12 protein-coding genes are annotated in these 19615 nt (G+C 71.9%); 5 read left to right on the forward strand and 7 right to left on the reverse strand.

Translation table 11 applies throughout. The features are described 5' to 3' along the window. The first annotated feature begins 232 nt into the window (after positions 1-232). From AB0472_RS24490 to AB0472_RS24500, 3 genes are all read left to right on the forward strand, one after another. Positions 233-1711, forward strand: a complete 1479-nt coding sequence (locus tag AB0472_RS24490; protein WP_366358937.1) for a cytochrome P450 — start codon at positions 233-235, stop codon at positions 1709-1711. After that, positions 1695-2735, forward strand: a complete 1041-nt coding sequence (locus AB0472_RS24495) for a (-)-alpha-amorphene synthase (RefSeq protein WP_366358939.1) — start codon at positions 1695-1697, stop codon at positions 2733-2735. The genes AB0472_RS24490 and AB0472_RS24495 overlap by 17 nt, the downstream gene beginning before the upstream one ends. 154 nt (positions 2736-2889) lie before the next feature. Continuing rightward, positions 2890-5799, forward strand: coding sequence for an AAA family ATPase (locus tag AB0472_RS24500; protein ID WP_366358941.1), 2910 nt, complete (start codon positions 2890-2892; stop codon positions 5797-5799). 30 nt (positions 5800-5829) lie between these two features. Here the strand turns inward: AB0472_RS24500 and AB0472_RS24505 are convergent, their stop codons facing one another. The 6 genes from AB0472_RS24505 to AB0472_RS24530 form a co-directional block, all read right to left on the reverse strand. Next, a complete protein-coding gene (locus AB0472_RS24505) occupies positions 5830-7383 on the reverse strand; it encodes an acyl-CoA synthetase (protein WP_366358942.1) in 1554 nt (517 codons plus the stop codon). Next, positions 7380-8489 (reverse strand): nitronate monooxygenase family protein, encoded by a 1110-nt coding sequence (locus tag AB0472_RS24510; protein WP_366358944.1) that lies wholly within the window; start codon positions 8487-8489, stop codon positions 7380-7382. Before AB0472_RS24510 ends, AB0472_RS24505 begins: the two co-directional genes overlap by 4 nt. 104 nt (positions 8490-8593) lie before the next feature. Further along, positions 8594-10165, reverse strand: coding sequence for an NAD(P)/FAD-dependent oxidoreductase (locus tag AB0472_RS24515; protein WP_366358946.1), 1572 nt, complete (start codon positions 10163-10165; stop codon positions 8594-8596). 176 nt (positions 10166-10341) lie between these two features. Next, complete coding sequence (locus tag AB0472_RS24520; RefSeq protein WP_366358948.1) at positions 10342-12582, reverse strand: serine/threonine-protein kinase; 2241 nt, start codon at positions 12580-12582, stop codon at positions 10342-10344. A gap of 60 nt (positions 12583-12642) precedes the next feature. Next, positions 12643-13440 carry an oxygenase MpaB family protein gene (locus AB0472_RS24525; RefSeq protein WP_366358981.1) on the reverse strand — a complete coding sequence of 266 codons (798 nt, stop codon included), beginning with the start codon at positions 13438-13440 and terminating at the stop codon, positions 12643-12645. A 302-nt stretch (positions 13441-13742) separates the two neighbouring features. Continuing rightward, positions 13743-14312, reverse strand: coding sequence for a TetR family transcriptional regulator (locus tag AB0472_RS24530; protein WP_366358950.1), 570 nt, complete (start codon positions 14310-14312; stop codon positions 13743-13745). 254 nt (positions 14313-14566) lie between these two features. On the opposite strand from AB0472_RS24530, the gene AB0472_RS24535 reads away from it, so the two are divergent. Together AB0472_RS24535 and AB0472_RS24540 are read left to right on the forward strand one after the other, a co-directional pair. Next, the gene (locus AB0472_RS24535; RefSeq protein WP_366358952.1) at positions 14567-15976 is read left to right on the forward strand and encodes a carboxypeptidase regulatory-like domain-containing protein; all 1410 of its coding nucleotides are present in this window, start codon (positions 14567-14569) and stop codon (positions 15974-15976) included. 174 nt (positions 15977-16150) lie between these two features. Continuing rightward, positions 16151-17062, forward strand: a complete 912-nt coding sequence (locus AB0472_RS24540; protein ID WP_366358954.1) for an NAD(P)H-binding protein — start codon at positions 16151-16153, stop codon at positions 17060-17062. An 831-nt stretch (positions 17063-17893) separates the two neighbouring features. Here the strand turns inward: AB0472_RS24540 and AB0472_RS24545 are convergent. Then, positions 17894-19474: an FMN-binding glutamate synthase family protein gene (locus tag AB0472_RS24545; protein ID WP_366358983.1), complete on the reverse strand. Its 1581-nt coding sequence runs from the start codon at positions 19472-19474 to the stop codon at positions 17894-17896. Between the last annotated feature and the right edge of the window lie 141 nt (positions 19475-19615).

The following is a 19615-nucleotide window of genomic DNA, read 5'->3' on the forward strand; positions in this document are numbered from 1 at the left end:
GGCGGCACGGTGGGGAATCGCACTGGAGTGACAGGAGAAATCACACTCGATGCGTCATGCATCAAGAGGCGTTCATCCCACGGGCTTTCTGCTTCGACGTGCCCCCGTGCGCCCCTTTGAAGAAAGGTTTCCGGAAACCCGGACATGATTGAACTGGGCAGGACTTGTCTCGGACTGTCAGCCTCGAAGCAGGTTCGTTCATTTCACATGTCGTACTGCGCAGGAGGTTTCCATGAACGGTGCCGTATTCGAACAGAAACGAACGTGGACGACAGGTACTGCTCCCGGCATATTCCCGACCCTGGGCCACGGTATCGCCTTGTACCGTCACCCGCTGGCGTTTCTCAATTCTTTGCCCGCGCACGGCGATCTGGTCGAGATACGGCTGGGCCCCCGGCGTGCCTGGATGGTGTGCCACCCCGAACTGGCCCACGAGGTGCTCATGGACCCGCACACCTTCGACAAGGGGGGCCCGCTGTACGACAGACTGGGCAATCTGATGGGGGACGGGCTGGTCACCTGCCGGCAGTCGGCGCACCGGGACAAGCGCAGGCTGCTGCAGCCGGCCTTCCGCCCGTCCCACGCCGCCGCCTACACGGAACTCGTCGCCGAGGAGGCCGAGTCGGTGTGCGAGACATGGCAGGCGGGCGGGGCGGTTCCCGTCACCGAGGCGATGACGACCCTCACGACCCGCGTGATCAGCCGGGTCCTGCTCTCCGACTCGCTGGACGACACGACCGCCGCCCGGGTGCGGGACTGTCTCGCCGACGTCGTCCGCGGCCTCTTCGTCCGCACGGTCGTGCCGATCGACGCGCTGTTCCGGCTCCCCACCCCGGCCAACCGCCGCTACCGGCGGGCGCTCGCCCGCCTGCACGCGATCATCGACGCGGTGATCGCGGAGCGCCGCCGGGGCGGCGCCCGCGACGACGTCCTGGGCACCCTGCTGGCCGCCCCCCGGAGTGCCGGCGGGACCCCCGCCCGTACCGACCGCGAGATCCACGACCACCTGATCACGTTGCTGCTCACCGGTGCCGAGACCTCGGCGCTGTCCCTGGCCGCGGCCTTCAGCCTGCTGGCCCGCCATCCCGAGGCCGAACAGCGCCTGCACGCCGAGCTCGACTCCGTCCTGCCCGGCGGGCGCCGGCCCGGCCCCGGCGATCTGCCGGACCTCGTCCGGACCCGGTGCGTCGTCTCCGAGACGCTGCGGCACTCCTCCCCCGGCTGGCTCTTCACCCGCGTCGCCACCCGGGAGACGGAACTCGGCGGCCGCCGGCTGCCCGCCGGAGCCACCGTGCTCTACAGCCCCTACCTCCTCCACCACGACCCGTCGTCGTTCCCCGACCCCGAACGCTTCGACCCCGACCGCTGGCTGCCGGGCCGGCCCACGGCCGCACAGCGGCGCGCGATGATGCCGTTCTCCGCGGGCAACCGCAAATGCCTCGGGGACGAGTTCGCCATGGTGGAGGTCACCGTGGCGCTCGCGACCATCGCCGGCCGCGTGCGCCTGCGCCATCTGCCCGGGTACGTCGCCCGGGCACCGCGCCCCGCGATCACGCTGGGGCCGCGCTCGCTGGTCATGCTCAGCGAGACCCGTCCGCATCGGCCGTCGGAGGCGTCGTCGTCCCGCCCTCCGCTCCCGCGCCGCACGGTCTGCACCCGACAGGAACCCGACTCCCGATCGGCAGGTGGCTGCAGTGTCGACAACGCATGAGGAAGTCGCGGTGGGCGGACCGGACGGACAGGTGGCGGCCAGTCTCAGGGACCTCATCGACGCCCGCCTGCACATGCCGTTCCCGCTCCGGCTCAACCCCCATGAACGGGAGGCCGCGGCCGGTGTGGACACATGGCTGCGTACGTGGGGGCTGACCGCCGACCCCGGAGTGGCGGCGATGATCGCCCGCACTCGCCCCGCCCGGCTCGCGTCCTTCACGAGCCCCGCCGTGGACCCCGGGATCCTGCGCATCGTGGCCCACCAGATCGCCTACCAGTTCGTCTTCGACGACCGGGCGGAGGACGTCGGCCGGCACTCCCCGGCCGGGCTGGTGCCCATGCTGTGCGAGAGCATCGCCGTCCTGCGGGACGGCCGTGCGCCCAGCACACCGCTCGGAGCGGCCCTGACCGACCTGTACCGGCAGGTGCGGGAACGGTGCACACCCGACCAGGCGGCACGATGGGCCTGGCAGAGCCGGGAATACGTGCACGGTCTGCTGTACGAAGCGGTCGCCCAGGCCGACCCCGTCGTCCTGCGCACGGGAGAGTGCGCCTCGATACGGTCGCTGACCGCGGGTGTCGAGCCGTTCTACCCGCTGTACGAGGCCGCGGCGCCGGACGAGGCGTGCGCCGCGGAGATCCACCACCCGGCCGTACGGCGACTCGGCCGGCTCTCGGCCGACGCGGCCGTCTGGACGGCCGACCTGTTCTCCGCCGTGAAGGAACAGCGCGCGGGTGAAATGATCAATCTGGCCCTTGCCTACCAGCGCGAACACCGCTGCTCCCTGCAGGCCGCCGTGGTCCTCGCCATCCGGCGGATCAACGGCACGGTCCGCGAGTTCGAGAGGCTCCACGCGGAGGTCGGGCCGGAGCTGAGTCCGGCGGGCGTCCGATACGTGGAGGGCATGATCGGCTGGATCGGCGGGTGTTACCACTGGTCCCGAACCGTGCCCCGGTACGCGGACGTGACGTCGGTGCCCGCCGTGGCGCCACGGCATCCGACGCCCGAGCACGACCTCGCCTGAGAGAGGTGGCGTCAGGGCCTCTTACCCGGAGATCGGACATTATCCCTTCTGCAGTTCATGATTCACCCGATAGTGCTCAGTCCGGTCTGCCCGCACCGCGACAAGGCGTACGCTCGGCTCTCCCCGGGCCGAACGAAAGAAAGCGGTACGGCATATGGCGACGGAGCCGCTGCGACCGATCACGGACCAGGAGAACCTGATCGAACGCCGCCGGGAACTTCTGGCCCTCGACGCCGCGTTCCGGGAATTGCGACGGACCACGGGCGGCGTGCCACGAGCACGGAACAAAGGGCTGCTCGCCTTCACCGGGCCGGCCGGACTGGGCAAGACGGCTCTCATGTCGGAGGCGCGTGCGAAAGCCGCGGCGGGTGGATTCACCGTGTTGTCGGGCAGGGGCAGTGAAACGGAACAAGGCTCGGCGTTCCGCGTGGTGCGCCAGCTGATGCAGCCGTCCCTGGCACGGATGGACGAGGCGGAACTCCGCGTCTTTCTGGGCAGCTGGTACGACACCGTCGCCGCCGTACTCGGACTCGAAGCGACGGGACCTGCCCCCGCTCCGGACCCGACCGGAGTCCGCGAGGGTCTCGACTGGGTCATGACGCGCCTCACGATGAAGAAGGCTCCCATCGTCCTGATCCTGGACGACCTCCACTGGACCGACCCCGAGTCCCTGAGCTGGCTGACCTCCTTCGCGCCACGGGCCGAGGATCTCCCGCTGCTGATCGTCGTCACCTACCGGCCCGACGAACTGCCCGCCGAGGCGGGCGGGTTCCGCACGCTCGTCGCGGACCGCGGGAACCGCCCCCACAACCTGGCCCTGCTCACCCCGGAAGGCGTCGCACGGATCGTCAGGAACGAGATCGGGGAGGCGGCCGGGGACCGGTTCTGCAAGGAGTGCTGGTCGGCCACCGGCGGCAGCCCCTTCGAGACGGTGGAACTGGCCATCGGGCTCGGTGAGCGCGAACTGGGCGGCACCGACCACGATCTGTCCTCCATGCGTGAGCTGGCGGCCGCGATCAAGGGCCCGGGGCTGATCGAACGCCTGGAACGGCTCGGCACCACGACCGTGCGCTTCGCGCAGACCGCGGCCGTACTGGGTTCACCGTTCTCACCGGAGCTCGCCGCGGCCATCGCGGTGCTGGGTGACGAGGCCGCCGCCGAGGCGACCGAGAAGCTGCGCGCGGCGCGGATCCTGGCAGCCGGGCACGGTCACGAGGGTGAACTCGAGTTCGTGCACCCGCTGATCGCCACGACGATCTACCGGTCCATCCGCACGGGGTTCCGGACCGGTCTGCACAACACCGCGGCGCAGGCCGTCCTGGCCGCGGGGTACGGAGCCACCAAGGCCGCCCGGCACCTGCTGGAGGTCCCCTGCGAAGACCGCGCCGAGACCGTCGCGTGTCTGCGCGAGGCCGCTCGTGACTACCTCCGCGCCGGAGCCACCGACGCGGCGCGGCGTCTGCTGACCCGCGCGCTGCAGGAACCGCCCCCGGCCGAGGACCGAGCCGCGGTCCTCCACGAACTCGCCTGCGCCACCTTCCTCATCGAACCGACGGCCACGGTGCGTCACCTCCGCCAGGCGCTGGCCCAGCCGCACGTCGACCCCGATCTGCGCGCCTCCATCGTCTACCGGCTGACCACGGCCATGGCCCACACCGATCAACTGGCCGAGGCCGTGAACGTGGCCGCCGAGGAGGCACGGCAGGCCACGAATCCACGCGTCAAACTCCGCATGCAGGCCGATCAGTTCGTCTGGAGCATGGTGCGCCCGGACGACCACGACTCCCCCACCCGCTCCCGGACGCTCGCGCGCCTGGCCGAGCAGCTGCCCGGGCGCAGTCTGGAGGAGCGGTACATCCTGGGTCTGCGGGCCTGGGACGCGGCCATGCGCGGCGAACCGAGAGAGACCTCCCTCGCGTACGCCGACAAGGCCCTGCACGGCGGCATGAGCTGGACCGACGAGAACCGGGGGTTCGAGGTACCCCTTTCCGTCGCCCTCGTGTACATGTACGGCGACCAGCCCCGGCGGGCCGAGGAGCTGTTCAGCAAGGGCATCGCCGAATGCATGGCCAAGGGCTGGCACGGCTCCCACCTGGCGTTCGGCCAGACCATCGCGGGGTACGTCCACTACCGCCGCGGCAGTCTGGCCGAAGCCGAGGACTCCGTGCGGGAGGGGCTGCGGATCGCCGACAAGGTGGACGGGGTCGTGGCCGCGCAGTGGTTCGGCGTGAGCATTCTCATCAAGACCCTGCTGGCCCGCGGGCGGATCACGGAGGCCCGCGCCTTCGCCGACGAACACCACTTCGGCGCGGCCCCGGTCAACGCCGTGATCTACCCCGACCCCCGCACCGTCTACGCCGAACTCCTCCTCGCCGAGGGACGGCACGCCGACGCGGCGCGGCTGCTGTCCGAGGTCGGGGAGTGGCTCGACGCGCGGGGCTGGCGGAACCCGGCCTGGTGCCCGTGGCAGCTGCGGCTCGCGTCCGCGCTCGCCCCCACCGAGCCGGAGGAGGCGGTGCGGCAGGCCGGCGAAGCGGTGCGCAGGGCCCGGGAGTTCGGTGCCCACTCGGCCGTCGGGCAGGCCCTGCACACGCTCGCCGAGGTGACCGGCGGGCCGCCTGCGGTCGGCCTGTACGCGCAGGCCGTCGAGCAGCTGGAGCAGTCGCCGGCCGCCTACGAACTCGCCCGCGCCCAGATCGGCCACGGTGCCGCGCTGTCCCTGGCCGGCCGGCTCCAGGAGGCCGCCGACCGGCTCTACCAGGGGCTGGAGGGAGCCGTCCACTGCGGGGCCGGGGCGCTCGCCGCCCGGGCCCGCGAGGAGCTGTCGGCGGCCGGGCTGCGGCCGTTGCCGTTGCGGTACGCGCACGTGGACACGCTCACCGCGCCGGAACTGCGGACCGCCGAACTGACCGTCCAGGGGCACGCGGTGGGCGTGGTCGCCAAGGAGCTGCACCTCACCGAGCAGGGCGTGCGCCAGCTGCTGTCCAGCGTCTACCGGAAGCTCGGCACCGATGCCGCCGGTCTCGCCGGGTTCCTGGAGGCCCGGCACCGGCCGCACCCCTGACGCGGGCCGGGTCGCCGGCTCCCCGGCCGGTCACACCGGCCTGGTGCGTCCCTCCCAGTACGGGTCCCGCAGCCGCCGCTTGTACAGCTTGCCGTTGGGGTCGCGGGGCATCTCGGCGATGAAGTCGACGGTCTTGGGGCACTTGTAGCCGGCGAGTTGTCCGGCGCAGTGGGCGAGCAGGTCGGCGGCGAGGTCCGGGCCGGGCTCGTGTCCGGGGGCGGGTTCGACGACGGCCTTGACCTCCTCGCCCCAGTCGTCGTGCGGGATGCCGAAGGCGGCGGCGTCGGCGACGGCGGGGTGGGAGAGGAGCACGGACTCGATCTCCGCGGGGTAGATGTTGACCCCGCCCGAGATGATCATGTCGATCTTCCGGTCGCGCAGGAACAGGTAGCCGTCCTCGTCGAGGTAGCCGAGGTCGCCGACGGTGAAGAAGTCGCCGATGCGGTTCTTCTCCGTCTTGGCCCGGTCCTTGTGGTAGGCGAAGCCGCCGGTGTTCATCTTCATGTAGACGGTGCCGAGTTCGCCGGGTGGCAACCGGTTGCCGTCGTCGTCGAAGATCGCGAGCTCGCTGATGGGCCAGGCCTTGCCGACCGTGCCGGGCTTCTTGAGCCAGTCCTCGGCGGTGGCGAAGGCGCCGCCTCCCTCACTGGCCGCGTAGTACTCCTCCACGCTGGGGCCCCACCAGTCGAGCATGGCGCGCTTGACGTGGTCCGGGCAGGGAGCGGCGCCGTGGATGGCGTGCCGCATGGAGGAGACGTCATGGCGTGCGCGCACATCCTCGGGGAGAGCGAGCAGGCGGTGGAACTGGGTCGGGACCATATGGGTGTGGGTGCACTTGTATGTGTCGATCAGGCGGAGCATCTCCTCGGGGATCCACTTGTCCATGAGGACCAGCCGATGGCCTATGTGGAGGGAGGCGCCCGCGAACTGGAGGACGGCCGTGTGGTAGAGCGGCGAGCAGACCAGGTGGACGTTGTCGCCGAAGGGACGGATGCCGAAGATGCCGAGGAAGCCGCCGAGGTAGGCCTCCTCGGGGAGCCTGCCGGGCAGCGGGCGGCGGATGCCGCGGGGGCGGCCCGTGGTACCCGAGGTGTAGTTCATGACCCAGCCGAGTTCACGGTCGGCGGGCGCCGACTCGGGCTGCCCGTCGAGGAGTTCGGCATAGGGGCGGAAGCCCTCGATCTCGCCGACCGCGTACCGGTGGGTGGCCGGGAGGCCTGCCTCGTCGGCGGCGTGGCGGGCGGGGCCGGCGAACCGTTCGTGGGCGAGGAGCACCTTGGCGCCGGAGTCGGCGACGATCCAGGCGATCTCCGGGCCGACGAAGTGATGGTTGACCGGGACGAGGTAGAGGCCGGCCTGGGTGGCGGCAAGGTAGGTGGTGAGGAACTCGGGCCCGTTGGGCAGGACGACCGCGAAGGCGTCGCCGCGCTCCAGGCCCGCGGCCCGGAGTCCGTGGACGAGCTGGTTGACGGCCGCGTGCAGGCGGCCCGCGGTCCATTCCTCGCCGTCGGGTGCGACGAGCACCGGGCGGTCGGGATCGCTCGTGGCCTGGGCCCAGAACCCGGCGGGGGGCGTGCTGGTCACTTGCCGCTCCTTCCGGCGATGCGGTTGACGCGGTCGACGGCCTGTTCGAAGCCCCGGGTGAGGTCGTCGAAGACGGCCTGGACGCTGCGTTCGCTGGTCATACGGCCGACGATCTGGCCCACGGGGGTGCCGAGCAGGGGCTCGACCTCGTACTTCTGGATGCGGGACAGGGCCTCGGCGACGAGCAGGCCCTGGAGGGGCATGGGGAGGGTGCCGGGGCCGTTCGCGTCGTCCCAGGCGTCGGTCCACTCGGTGCGCAGCTGGCGGGCCGGTTTGCCGGTCAGGGCGCGCGAGCGGACGGTGTCGCCGGAGCCGGCGGCGAGCAGTTTGCGGGTCACGGCGGGCGAGGAGAGGTCCGCCTCCGTGACGGTCAGCCACATGGAGCCCAGCCACACTCCCTGAGCGCCGAGACTGAGCGCGGCGGCCACCTGCCGGCCACTGCCGATCCCCCCGGCCGCCAGTACGGGCAGGGGTGCGACGGCGTCGACGACCTCCGGGGTGAGGACCATGGTGGCGATCTCGCCGGTGTGGCCGCCGGCCTCGTAGCCCTGGGCCACCACGATGTCGATGCCCGCGTCCCGGTGCTTGACCGCGTGCCGGGCGCTGCCGGCGAGTGCGGCGACGAGGACGTCCTGGTCGTGGGCGCGGTCGACGACGTCGGCGGGCGGGGAGCCGAGGGCGTTGGCGAGCAGCCGGATCGGGTAGTCGAAGGCGACGTCGAGCTGGCTGCGGGCGACCTGTTCCATCCACCCGGTGATGCGCCAGCCGGACGCCTCCCCCTCGGCCAGTTCGGGCACGCCGTACTTGGCGAGGGTGTCCCGCACGAACTGGCGGTGCCCCTCCGGGATCATCGCCTCGACGTCGGCCTCGGTGACGCCTTCCACCTTCTTGGCGGGCATGACGACGTCGAGCCCGTACGGCTTCCCGTCGACGTGCGCCTCGATCCAGTCGAGGTCGCGTTTGAGGTCGTCGGGGGCGGTGTAGCGGACCGCGCCGAGCACTCCGAACCCGCCGGCCCGGCTGATGGCCGCGGCCACGGCCGGAAACGGCGTGAAGCCGAAGACGGCGTGCTCGACTCCCAGGGTCTTGCTCAGCTCCGTCTGCATGGGCGCAGGATGCCGCAGTCGTGCGACCGACGGAAGAGGTTTTCTGATGCCCCGTCAGTTTCTTTGACCGCGTTCCGGCCCGCGGTCCGCGGTCCGGCCCGCGGTCAGGCGGCCGACTCGTCCAGGACCGCCATCGCCGCGTTGTGCCCCGGCACCCCGCTCACCCCTCCCCCGCGCACCGCGCCCGCCCCGCACAGCAGGACGTTGGGGTGCCGGGTCTCCACGCCCCAGCGGCCCGTGCCGTCCTGGGCGTAGGGCCAGGTCAGGTCGCGGTGGAAGATGTTGCCGCCGGGCAGGCGCAGGTCGCGTTCGAGGTCGAGGGGGGTCTTCGCCTCGATGCAGGGGCGGCCGTCGGCATCGAGGGCCAGGCAGTCGGCGATCGGCTCGGCGAGGTGGGCGTCGAGCTGGGTGAGGGTGGACCTGAGGAGTTCGTCGCGTACGGCGTCGTTGTCGGCGGCGAAGAGCCGGGCCGGGGTGTGCAGGCCGAAGAGGGTGAGCGTCTGGTAGCCGCGTTCGGCCAGGTCACGGCCGAGGATGGTGGGGTCGGTCAGGGAGTGGCAGTAGATCTCGGAGGGCGGGGCGGCGGGCAGCCGGCCGGCCGCCGCCTGGGCGTGGGCGGTGGCGAGTTGCCCGTAGCCCTCGGCGATGTGGAAGGTCCCGGAGAACGCCTCGCGCGGGTCGACGGCGGTGTCGCGCAGCCGGGGCAGCCGCTTGAGCAGCATGTTCACCTTGAGCTGGGCGCCCTCGGCGGGCTCCGGTGCCGGGTCGCCGGTGAGGGCGGCGAGTTCCTGCGGGGACGCGCCCACCAGCACGTGCCGGGCGGCGGCGACGCCCTCCCCGTCCGCGGTGCGGTAGGCGACCTCCGCGGTCCTGCCGTCCGTGTCGATCCGTACCGCCTCGTGGCCGGTGGCGAGCACCGCGCCGGCCGAGCGCGCGGCGGCGGCCAGCGCGTCGGTGAGGGCGCCCATGCCGCCGACCGGTACGTCCCAGGCGCCGGTGCCGCCGCCGATGACGTGGTAGAGGAAGCAGCGGTTCTGGCGCAGCGAGGCGTCGTGGGCGTCGGCGAAGGTGCCGATCAGCGCGTCGGTGAGGACGACCCCGCGCACCAGGTCGTCCGTGAAGTTCTCCTCGATCGCGACCCCGATCGGCTCCTCGAACAGGGCCCGCCAGGCGGCCTCGTCGTCGATGCGGCGGCGGAGCTCGGCACGCGTGGGCAGCGGTTCGGTGAGCGTCGGGAAGACCCGCTCGGCGACCCGGCCGGTCGTGCCGTAGAACCGCTGCCAGGCCTGGTACTCCGCCTTGCCTCCGGTCAGCCGTTCGAAGGCCTCGCGGATCCGCCGCTCGCCGCCGCCGACCAGCAGGCCGGTCGGCCGCCCGTCGCGTTCCACGGGCGTGTACGAGGAGATGGTGCGGCCGCGGACCCGGAAGTCCAGGCCGAGATCGCGGACGATCTTCCTCGGCAGGAGGCTGACCAGGTAGGAGTAGCGGGACAGCCGTGCGTCGACGCCGGCGAAGGGGCGGCTGGAGACCGCGGCGCCGCCGGTGCGGCCGAGTCGCTCCAGGACCAGCACGGTGCGGCCGGCCCGGGCCAGGTAGGCCGCCGCGACGAGGCCGTTGTGGCCGCCGCCGACGATGATGGCGTCGTAGGTGCGGGAGGGTTCCGTGGCAGCGGGCATGGTTCTTCGTAACACACGATGATCTAGGTGGGTAAGAGGCGTGCCGGTTCGCTCCGCGGGGAGGGCCGGTTTTCACGTGCGGGCCGCGCGGGGCGGCCGGTCGCGCGGCGCCTCCCCCCAGCCTTCGGCCGGGGGTACCCCCAGCGCCCCTCCGGGGGCGCGTTGCGGGGCGCGTTTCAGAGTCGGCCTCCGGATGCGCGCTGTTGGCGAAGGGCCGCCACCCTTCGGTACAGCTCCACCGCCTCGGCCCCCCGCCCCAACTGCTCCAGGCAGTGGGCCTCGTCGTTGCGGCTGGCGAGGGTGTCCGGGTGGTCCGGGCCGAGGACCCGCTCCCGGGCGCTGGCCACCCTCCGGTACTCCGTCAGCGCGTCCGCCCAGCGCCCCAGCCACCCGAGGCTCACGGCCACCTCGCGGCGGCTCACCAGCGTGTCGGGGTGGTCCGGGCCGAGCACCCGTTCCCGGATCGCGCACACGTCTCGGGACTCGGCCAGGGCCTCCTCCCAGCGGCCCAGGCGGCCGAGGTTGACGCCGAGGCCGTGGCGGGCGCGCAGGGTCTCGGGGTGGGCGGGGCCCTGGACGCGGGTGCGGTCGTCGATCAGGGTGCGGTACAGGGTGAGCGCGTCGGCGCTGCGGCCCAGGCGGCCCAGGCTGATGCCGACCTCGTAGCGGGCGGCGAGAGTGTCGGGGTGGTCGGCGCCGAGGGCGTGCTCCCGGGCGGCGGCGACCTCGCGGTAGGTCTGCAGGGCCTCGGTCCAGCGACCCAACTGGCCCAGTGCGTAGGCGACTTCGTAGCGGGTGACCAGGGTGTCGGGGTGCAGCGGGCCGAGCACCCGGGCGCGGGCCGCGGCCACGTCGTGGGCCATCCGGTACGAGTCCTCCAGGCGGCCCAGCCTGCTGAGGTTGAAGGCGAGGTTGTGGCGGCAGCGCAGGGTGTCGGGATGATCCGGGCCGGTCAGCCGCTGCCGGGCGGCGAGGACGGCCGTGTACACCTGGTGGGCGTCGAAGTGGCGGCCCAACTGGCCGAGCACGTAGGCCGTTTCCTGCCGGGTGGCGAGGGTGTCGGGGTGGTCGGCCCCGAGGGCGCGCTCCCGGGCGGCGGCGACCTCGGTGTACTCGCGCAGCGCGTCGGCGGGACGGCCGGTGCGGCTGAGGGTGAAGGCGATCTCGTAGCGGCTGGCGAGGGTGTCGGGGTGGTCGGGGCCGAGGAGACGGGTGCGTTCGGCGGCGACGGCACGGTGCACGTCGCCGGCCTCGGCCCAGCGGCCGAGCCGTCCCAGGCGGAGAGCGGCGTTGTGCCGGCCGGCGAGGGCGGCGAGTGTCTCCGGGGAGGGGACGGGGGCGGGGACGGCCGGGAACGGTTCCGGGACGCCGGTGACCGGACGGGCGGTCCACTCTCCGGTGAGGCCGGCGCCGGGATCGGGCGGGGTGGTCCGCAGGGCGGCGCCGGTAGCCTTGTGACCGGTGGTCATGCCCCGGGTCCAGGACGGCAGCCGGGGCTCGCGGGCGCCCGGTTCCGTGGTCCGCGGCCGGGGCCGCGCGGTGACGACGGTGGGGACGTATGCGGGTGTCGTCCGACCCGAGGTGAGACGGCGGCCCAGTTCCCGTGCGTCGTAGGGCCGTTGCTCGGGCCGTTTGGCCAGCAGGTCGAGGACGACCCGCTCGAACCAGCCGGGCAGCTCGGGGCGGTGGCTGCGCGGCGGCGCGGGCGGGGTGTCACGATGGCCGACGAGGATCGCCCAGGCGTCGTCGAGGTCGAACGGCGGTGCGCCGGTGGCGATCTCGTAGAGGACGCAGCCCAGCGAGTACAGGTCGCTGCGCTGGTCGACCTCGGTGCCGCCGATCTGCTCCGGGGACATGTAGTGCGGGGTGCCCATGGCGATGCCGGTGCCGGTCAGCCGGGAGGTGAGGCCGATGTCGTGGCCGAGGCGGGCGATGCCGAAGTCGCAGATCTTCACCGTGCCGTCGGTGAGCCGCATGATGTTGGCCGGCTTCAGGTCCCGGTGCACGATGCCCTGCTGGTGGGTGTAGGCGAGGGCGGCGGCGACCTGCTCGGCGATGTCGACGACGTCGCCGACGGGCAGCGGGTGGTGCCTGTCGTCCTCCAGGAGCTGGCTGAGGTTGCGCCCGTCCAGCAGCTCCATCACCAGGTAGAGGATGCCGTCGTACTCGCCGAAGTCGTGGACGACGGTGACCCCGCGGTGCGAGAGGGCGGCGGCGACTCTCGCCTCGCGCCGGAACCGCTCCCGCAGCACCCGGGTGAACGCCTGGTCGTGGTGCGGGCCCGGCGGTCTGAGGCACTTCACGGCGACCTGCCGGCCGAGTGACTCGTCGCGGGCCCGCCACACCTCGCCCATCCCGCCCCGCCCGATCAGGTCGAGCAGCCGGTACCGCCCCTGGACCAGCCTGCCGTCAGACATCGCGCGCCGTCGCCCCCCGTCGCGGTCCGTGACACCCCCCTGCCCGCCCAGTATGGCTGTCTATCGCCCGACTTTGTACGGTGCGGGGCGTGCGTCCGGGCCGAGCCTCGCCATGGCGCGCAGGATGTGTTTGGGCGGGAGTTGCCAGCGCAGACGTGCGGGAACGCAGCGCAACAGGGTGCCGGTGGCGCGCAGTCGGCGGGTGACGACGGCGGGTCGAGGCGCCGGTCTGCCGTACAGCTCGTGGGCGTACGGCGGCAGAGAGGCGTACGCGAGGCGGGCCACGCGCCGCCACAGTGCTGCGCGCGCCGGTATCAGGAGCGGGTGCGTCGGCGGGCGGAGCAGGAACTCGTCGACCTCGCGGGCGTCGGCGCCGGCGGCGAGCTGCGGTCGCACCTTGTCGAAGTAGGCGGTCAGCTCGGCCTGGTCGCCCGGCACCGTGGCGGGGTCGAGGCCGACCAGGCGGCCGCTGACCCGGTGTTCGGCGATGTAGCGGTCGGCCTGCGCGTCGGTGAGCGGAAAGCCGGAGCGGCGGACGACGTGCAGATAGGAGTCGATCTCGGCGCAGTGCACCCACAGCAGCAGGCCGGGTTCGTCCACGCCGTACCGCTCGCCGGTGTCCGGGTCCGTCGCGCCCAGCATGCTGTGGATCTTCCGGATCCGCGCTCCGGCCCGCTCGGCGGCCTCGGTGGTGCCGTAGGTCGTCGTGCCGACGAAGTTCGCGGTCCGCATCAGCCGGCCCCAGGCGTCACGGCGGAAGTCGGAGTTCGCCATGACACCGCGCACCGCGCGCGGGTGCAGGGCCTGGAGGTAGAGCGCCCGGATGCCGGCCACCCACATCATGGGGTCGCCGTGCATCTGCCAGGTCACGGAGTCGGGTGTGAAGAGCCCCGCGTCACCGTCCGTACCGGCAGGTGGGGCCGGAGCCGTTCGATGTCTCCGCAGCACGATGTCGACCTGCGTTTCTGCCGAGGATGCTCAGCACCGGGTGGAGCTGCCGCCGAGGGGCCCTGACACGTCGGCACGGATGCACGGACCTGCCCGAACCGCCCCACGGCGTCACCCCGACTCCTTCCCCGAGCGCTCCCGGATCACTCCTGTCGGCACCGCCCGGAGTCGGCCGTGCGGCCCTGCCACCGGCCGGGAACCGGGGCACCGGATCAGTCGGCCGCCGCGACCGCGTCCCTGATCAGCCGGTGGGCGGCCGCGTCGGTACGGGCCGCGTCGTGTGTCACCAGGCGGTCCTGACACAGACCGCGCAGTCCGGAGACGAGGAGTGTGGCCGCGGTCCGCGCCTGCTGCGGCGGGTGTCCCAGCCGGACGTAGGCCGCGGCGATGGGCCCGATCATGACCTCGACGGTCTCGGCCGCGACGGCGCCGTACTGCTGCGGATCGGTGGCGGCGAGGCTGAGCAGCTGCAGCAGCATGCGGACCGGACCGGCCTGTTCCCCGACCGTCATCGCGTCCCACAGCGTGTGCGCCGACGCACGCAGTTCCGCGCTGTCGCGAACGCCGTCGAACATGGCGTGCGCGTCGGGGCGGCTGGTGGCCAGCGCCTGGGCCAGCAGGTTCTCGCGGCTGCCGAAGTAGTACAGCAGCATGCGCTTGGTGGTGCCGATCGACTGGGCGAGCGGACTCAGCGACATCTGCGCGACGCCGTGGTGCTGGAGGTGGTGCACCACCTTTTTCAGCAGTTCGGCACGTTTTTCGGCATTGACGGGGCGCGACACGCTTTGACTGTACCGATCGGTACGCGTAAGGTCCAGCAGACATAGATGTTCCGATCGGTACGTTAACGAGATGGCGCCCTGACGATGCCCGGGCGCGGGACAGTCGAGAGAGGCGCCGTGAAACTGTTCGGACCGCGAATACTGCAGGCCGGCCTGCACCGGAGAGGCGGCTTCGGGACCGCCGGGCGTACGGTCGCCCGTGCGCCCCGTGGGCTCGGCGGTACGGCTCGCCGTGGTGGCCGAGGGGTGGTTCTGTGAAGCCCCGGATCGAGCGGGCCGGGGGCGTTTCCGGGGCCCGGGTCGTCGTCGAGACCCTCACGATCCCGGTGCTGCTCTTCCTGGGCCTGCTGTTCTGCTTCCCGCTGGCCTTTCACCAGCCCCAGCCCCACCACGCCAGGATCGCGGTGGCCGATCTCACGCTGGAACGCAAGGTCGACACCGTGCTGCAGCGGGAGCACCCGGCCGGGTTCGACGTCACCGCCGTGGCGGACGCCGGAGACGCCCGCCGGGCGGTGCTGGACCGGGACGCCGTGGCCGGCTTCGCCGCCGACGGCAAACACGCCGTGCTGTACGTGGCCGAGGCCAACGGCTCGGCCCTGGAGCAGGCGCTGGACAAGGGCTTCGGCCGGCTCGCGGCGCACAACCACCAGAAGCTCACCGTCACCGACGTGGCCCCCACGGTCGACAAGGACGGGACCGGCACGACCCTGGTCTACTTCGGGATCGCCTGGAACGTCCCCGGCTACATCCTCGCCACGACCCTGCTGCGGGCGGTGACCTTCACCCGGCGCAGGAAGCTGATCACGATCGCGGGCGCCGCCGGCCTCTTCAGCCTGGTGGGATTCCTCGTCGGCGTCGGACTGGACTTCTTCCCCGACGACCCGGCGGCCCTGGCGATCGCCTTCCTGCTCACGACGGCCGTGGCCACCTTCTCGCTCGGTATGGCACCGTTCGTCCGGCACTTCTTCCCGCTCGCGGGCCTGGGCCTGTACGTCGTGCTGAGCGTTCCGTCCAGCGGCCTGGTCCCCGTCCCGCTGCTGCCTCGGTTCTTCCAGGGTCTGCACGCGGTCATGCCGCTGGGCAACGCGGTAGACGCCCTGAGGGGCGTGATGTACTTCGACGATACGGGGGTGCTGAAACCGGTCCTCGTGCTCTGCGCGTGGATCACCGCGGGAGCGGCGCTGCTCGGCCTGGACGCGTGGCGGCACCACCGCGCAGCCGCGGCGCTGGGGGCCGAGGACGAGCAGGAGGACATTCCCGAGCCGCCGGTGGAGGACCCCTCCGTGGAGGCACCCGTCCCCACCCCGCTGCCGGTCCGCCCGCACCACTTCGGCGAGCTGTTGCCGATGCTGGAGGGCACCGTCCGCGACAGCGAGCAGCAGCCCGTCCGCCACGCCGCGGTGACCGTCATGGACTCCGGCGGTCGGCAGCTGGTGCGGACCACGACGAACGCGCGCGGCGAGTACGCCGTGACCGGCCTGCCCGAGGGGTACATCAGCGTCGTCGCCTCGCACCCCGGACGGGACCCCCTGGTCCACCAGAAGCTGCTGCAGTCGGGTGTTGCCGTCCGGGCCGACTTCACCCTGCATGACCGGCACCAGCGGACACCGGTCGGCGCAGGCGTCGAACATCCCGGTCCCCGGCACGCGAGACATGGATCGTGACCCAGGGATGGTGAGACCGCGGCGACGGTGCCGACCGGCACCGTCCCCGCGGCGGTGGCTCAGAGCGCCGTCGCGCACCAGCGGATACGGCCGGGGCCGTCGCCCTCGTTGCTGGACGTGAGCGAAAAAGGGAATACCGGGTTCCGCAGCTGCCCGGGCCGGAGGGAGACACACATGTCCGACCAGAATCACGCCACGGTGGCGGTCACCGGGGTGACCGGTGCGCTCGGCAGCCGGATCGCGGCCCGGCTCGCCGGCCACGGCGTCCCGCAACTCCTCGTCGGACGCAGTCCCGACCGCATGCCCGACCTGCCGGGCGCCCGGCGACGCGGTCCGGCCGCCTACGCCGACGCCGCGGGCATGCGCAAGGCGCTCGCCGGCGCGTCGACCCTCGTCATGGTCTCCGGACACCGTAACGGCCGCCGGCTGGAGGAACACGCCACCGCGGTCGAGGCCGCGATCGCGGTCGGCGTGAGCCGGGTCCTGTACGTGTCGCTCGTCAGCGCGGCGCCCGCCGCCACCTACCTCAACGCCCGCGACCAGTGGCTGACCGAACAGTTCCTGGCAGGCGCCGGGATCCGCCACACGGTCCTCCGGGCAGGCTTCTACGCGTCGACGCCCGCGGCCCTCGCCGACGCGGAATTCGTCGTGCGCGGCCCCGCGACGACCGGCCGGGCCGCCTTCGTCACCCACGAGGACATCGCGGACGTGATCACGGCCGTAGCCCTCGAGGACGGTCCGCGCTCGGAGTACGACGGCGCGACCCTGGAGATCACCGGGCCCGAGGCGCTGACTCTCGGCGAAGCGGTCACCCGGATCGCCGCGGCGACCGGCCGGCCCTACCGCTACGAACCCGAAACCCTTGAGGAGGCCTTCGCGCGGCGCTGGCGGCTGGGCATGAGCGGGGAACAGATCGAGACCTGGATCTCCTGGTACCAGGCGATCGAGAGGGGCGAGGTCTCCGTGGTCACCGACGTGGTTCCCCGGCTCACCGGCTCACCCGCGACCCCGATCTCGAACGCAGCCTGGTGGCCCGCGCCGAACACCGCGCGGGGAACCGGTGCGTTCGGCGCCGGGCGGAGTTGAGGCGTCCGCCGTCAGGGCGTGCAGGCAGGCTGCAGCGCGAGAACGAGGCCGACCCCGAGGACGAGGGCGATCACGCCCAGGACGATCACTTTCGTCTGATCACTCATCTGCGGCCGTTCATTCCCGGGCAGCCGACCCGAACAACGCCCTTTTCCATCCGGCCAGAATGGCACGGCCCGGAATCGAGGCGCATCGCATGATCTGGTGATCGGTCCCGCCGTTCCTTTTCCTGATACGGCCGCGCACCGCCCGATCACCAGATTGCGCGACGCCCCCTGCCGTTTCTGCGGCGCATAGTGATCCTGTCGGCGTTCGCCGGAGCAAGGAGAAATGACCATGCAGAAACCCGTACGCCGCACAGCGGTCGTGGCTGTTCTTCTCGCAGTCGCCGCAGGTGCTCTCTTCGTTGCCGGCGGTTCCGCGAGTGCCGCCGTTTTCCCCGCGGCCGGGAGAGCGTCGGAAGGGCACTGCGCAAGCCACGCCTACGACCGCTTCGACCGTTTCTACCCCTGGGTCCGGAACCGGCTCACGGAATTCCGGCAGGTCGGCTGAGCCGGCCGAGGAGTCAGGAGTGTGTTGCACGATGAACGCCGGAGACGGTGCCCCGGGCAAGGACGAGGCCGGGCAGACGTTCGAAGAGGGACTGGAGCCCTGGCTTTCGGCGTGGCTCGCGGTCGGCCAGGAGAATCACCTGGCACGGAAGGCGCAGGCATCTCGTTCCGGACCGGGCTCGGTCCGGAACGAGATGCCTGCACGGTGAGTTCGGGGGCTCCTGCGTTTCGCTCGTCCGGGCCGCACCCGTTCTTCACCCGTTCACCGCCGCGGGACCGGTCAGGCGGTGAAGCGATCAGGATCGGCGGCCTTCCAGTCCGTGGCCCAGGACTCCGGCGGCTCGATCAGCAACTGCCCGGGAGCCAGCCATTCGTAGAGCTCCGCGTAGGAGCGGACCGTGACGGGATCCACGCGCCGGCGCAGCATGTCCGGGCGCAGCGCGGCCGGTCCGCTCACGCCCAGCGAGGCGATGATCCTCATGGCGCTGTTCACCGTGGCGGACTGGAAGCGCTGGACCCGGACCGACTTGTCGTCGACGTGCAACGCGCGGGCGCGGCGCGGGTCTTGTGTGGCGACCCCGGCGGGGCAGGTGTTGGTGTGGCAGCTCTGCGCCTGGATGCATCCGATCGCGAACATCATGGCGCGGGCCGCGTTGGTGAAGTCGGCGCCCTGCACCATGCGTTTGACGATGTCGGCTCCGGTGGCCACCTTGCCGCTGGCGCCGATCCTGATCCGGTCCCGCAGGCCCGCGCCGACCAGCGCGTTGTGGACGGTGACGAGCCCTTCGGTCAGGGGGCTGCCCAGATGGTCGGCGAACTCCAACGGGGCGGCTCCGGTGCCGCCCTCGGCTCCGTCGACGATGATGAAGTCCGGCGCGGTGCCCTCCTCGACCATCGCCTTGCACACCGCCAGGAACTCCCGCCGGGAACCCACGCAGAACTTGAAGCCGACCGGCTTGCCCCCGGACAGCTCGCGCATCTCGGCGAGGAACCGGATCAGTTCCCGTGGCGTGCCGAAGACCTCGTGGTAGGGGGGCGAGATGACGGTCCGGCCCTCGGGGACTCCGCGTACCCGGGCTATCTCCGCGGTGACCTTCTCCCCGGGCAGCACCCCTCCGATGCCGGGCTTGGCTCCCTGGGACAGCTTCAGGGACACGCACTTCACGCTGTCGTGAGCGGCCTTGTCCGCGAACTGCGCCCGGTCGAAGCGGCCGTCCGCGGTGCGGCAGCCGAAGTATCCGGTGCCGATCTCCCACACCAGGTCGCCGCCGTGACGCAGGTGGTATTCCGACAGGCCGCCCTCACCGGTGTCGTGTGCGAATCCCCCGAGGGCGGCGCCCCGGTTCAGGGCGAGGACCGCGTTGGCGGACAGCGAACCGAAGCTCATCGCCGAGACGTTGAGCAGTGCCATGTCGTAGGGCTTGGTGCAGTCCGGACCGCCGACGCGGATCCTCGGCTGCTCCGCGTGCACCGGGCGCGGCCTCATCGACGACTCGAAGTACTCGTACCCCTCGGCGTAGACGTTCCGCTCGGTCCCGAACGCCTGCTCGGCCTCCAGGCCCTTGGCGCGCTGATAGACGAGACTGCGCACATCCCTGTCGTAGGGTCGGCCGTCGTAATTGCGCTCGATGAAATACTGCTGCAGCTCCGGCCGGATCGACTCCAGCATGAAGCGCACATGTCCCAGCACCGGGTAGTTGCGCAGCACCGAGTGACGCTTTTGAAGGAGATCGTAGGAACCCACGCCCGCCAGTGCCGCGAAAAGCAGGGCGGCCGGCCACCACCAGGGGGACACGGTCGCTGCGAGAGTTCCGAATGCGACTGCCACGGCACCGATGAATGCAACTGCTGAAATTCTCATCACGGGTGAAACGTACAACCGCCTGAGTCCGCGTCACAATGTCTCATTGATGCGATATGTGGCACATTCGGAGCACGGCCCGGGCGAATTTCTCCATGCCGGATCGGTCCGGCCGCGTCGGCGGTTTCCGCTCTCCGCTCC

It is taken from the genome of Streptomyces sp. NPDC086777 (genome assembly GCF_040702065.1).
GTDB lineage: Bacteria > Actinomycetota > Actinomycetes > Streptomycetales > Streptomycetaceae > Streptomyces.

Coding starts and splice junctions, on each gene's coding strand:
- AB0472_RS24525 (WP_366358981.1), bottom strand. CDS start 13,440: ATGCACGGCGACCCCATGATGTGGGTGGCCGGCATCCGGGCGCTCTAC.
- AB0472_RS24510 (WP_366358944.1), bottom strand. CDS start 8,489: ATGCAGACGGAGCTGAGCAAGACCCTGGGAGTCGAGCACGCCGTCTTC.
- AB0472_RS24545 (WP_366358983.1), bottom strand. CDS start 19,474: ATGAGAATTTCAGCAGTTGCATTCATCGGTGCCGTGGCAGTCGCATTC.
- AB0472_RS24490 (WP_366358937.1), top strand. CDS start 233: ATGAACGGTGCCGTATTCGAACAGAAACGAACGTGGACGACAGGTACT.
- AB0472_RS24515 (WP_366358946.1), bottom strand. CDS start 10,165: ATGCCCGCTGCCACGGAACCCTCCCGCACCTACGACGCCATCATCGTC.
- AB0472_RS24500 (WP_366358941.1), top strand. CDS start 2,890: ATGGCGACGGAGCCGCTGCGACCGATCACGGACCAGGAGAACCTGATC.
- AB0472_RS24520 (WP_366358948.1), bottom strand. CDS start 12,582: ATGTCTGACGGCAGGCTGGTCCAGGGGCGGTACCGGCTGCTCGACCTG.
- AB0472_RS24540 (WP_366358954.1), top strand. CDS start 16,151: ATGTCCGACCAGAATCACGCCACGGTGGCGGTCACCGGGGTGACCGGT.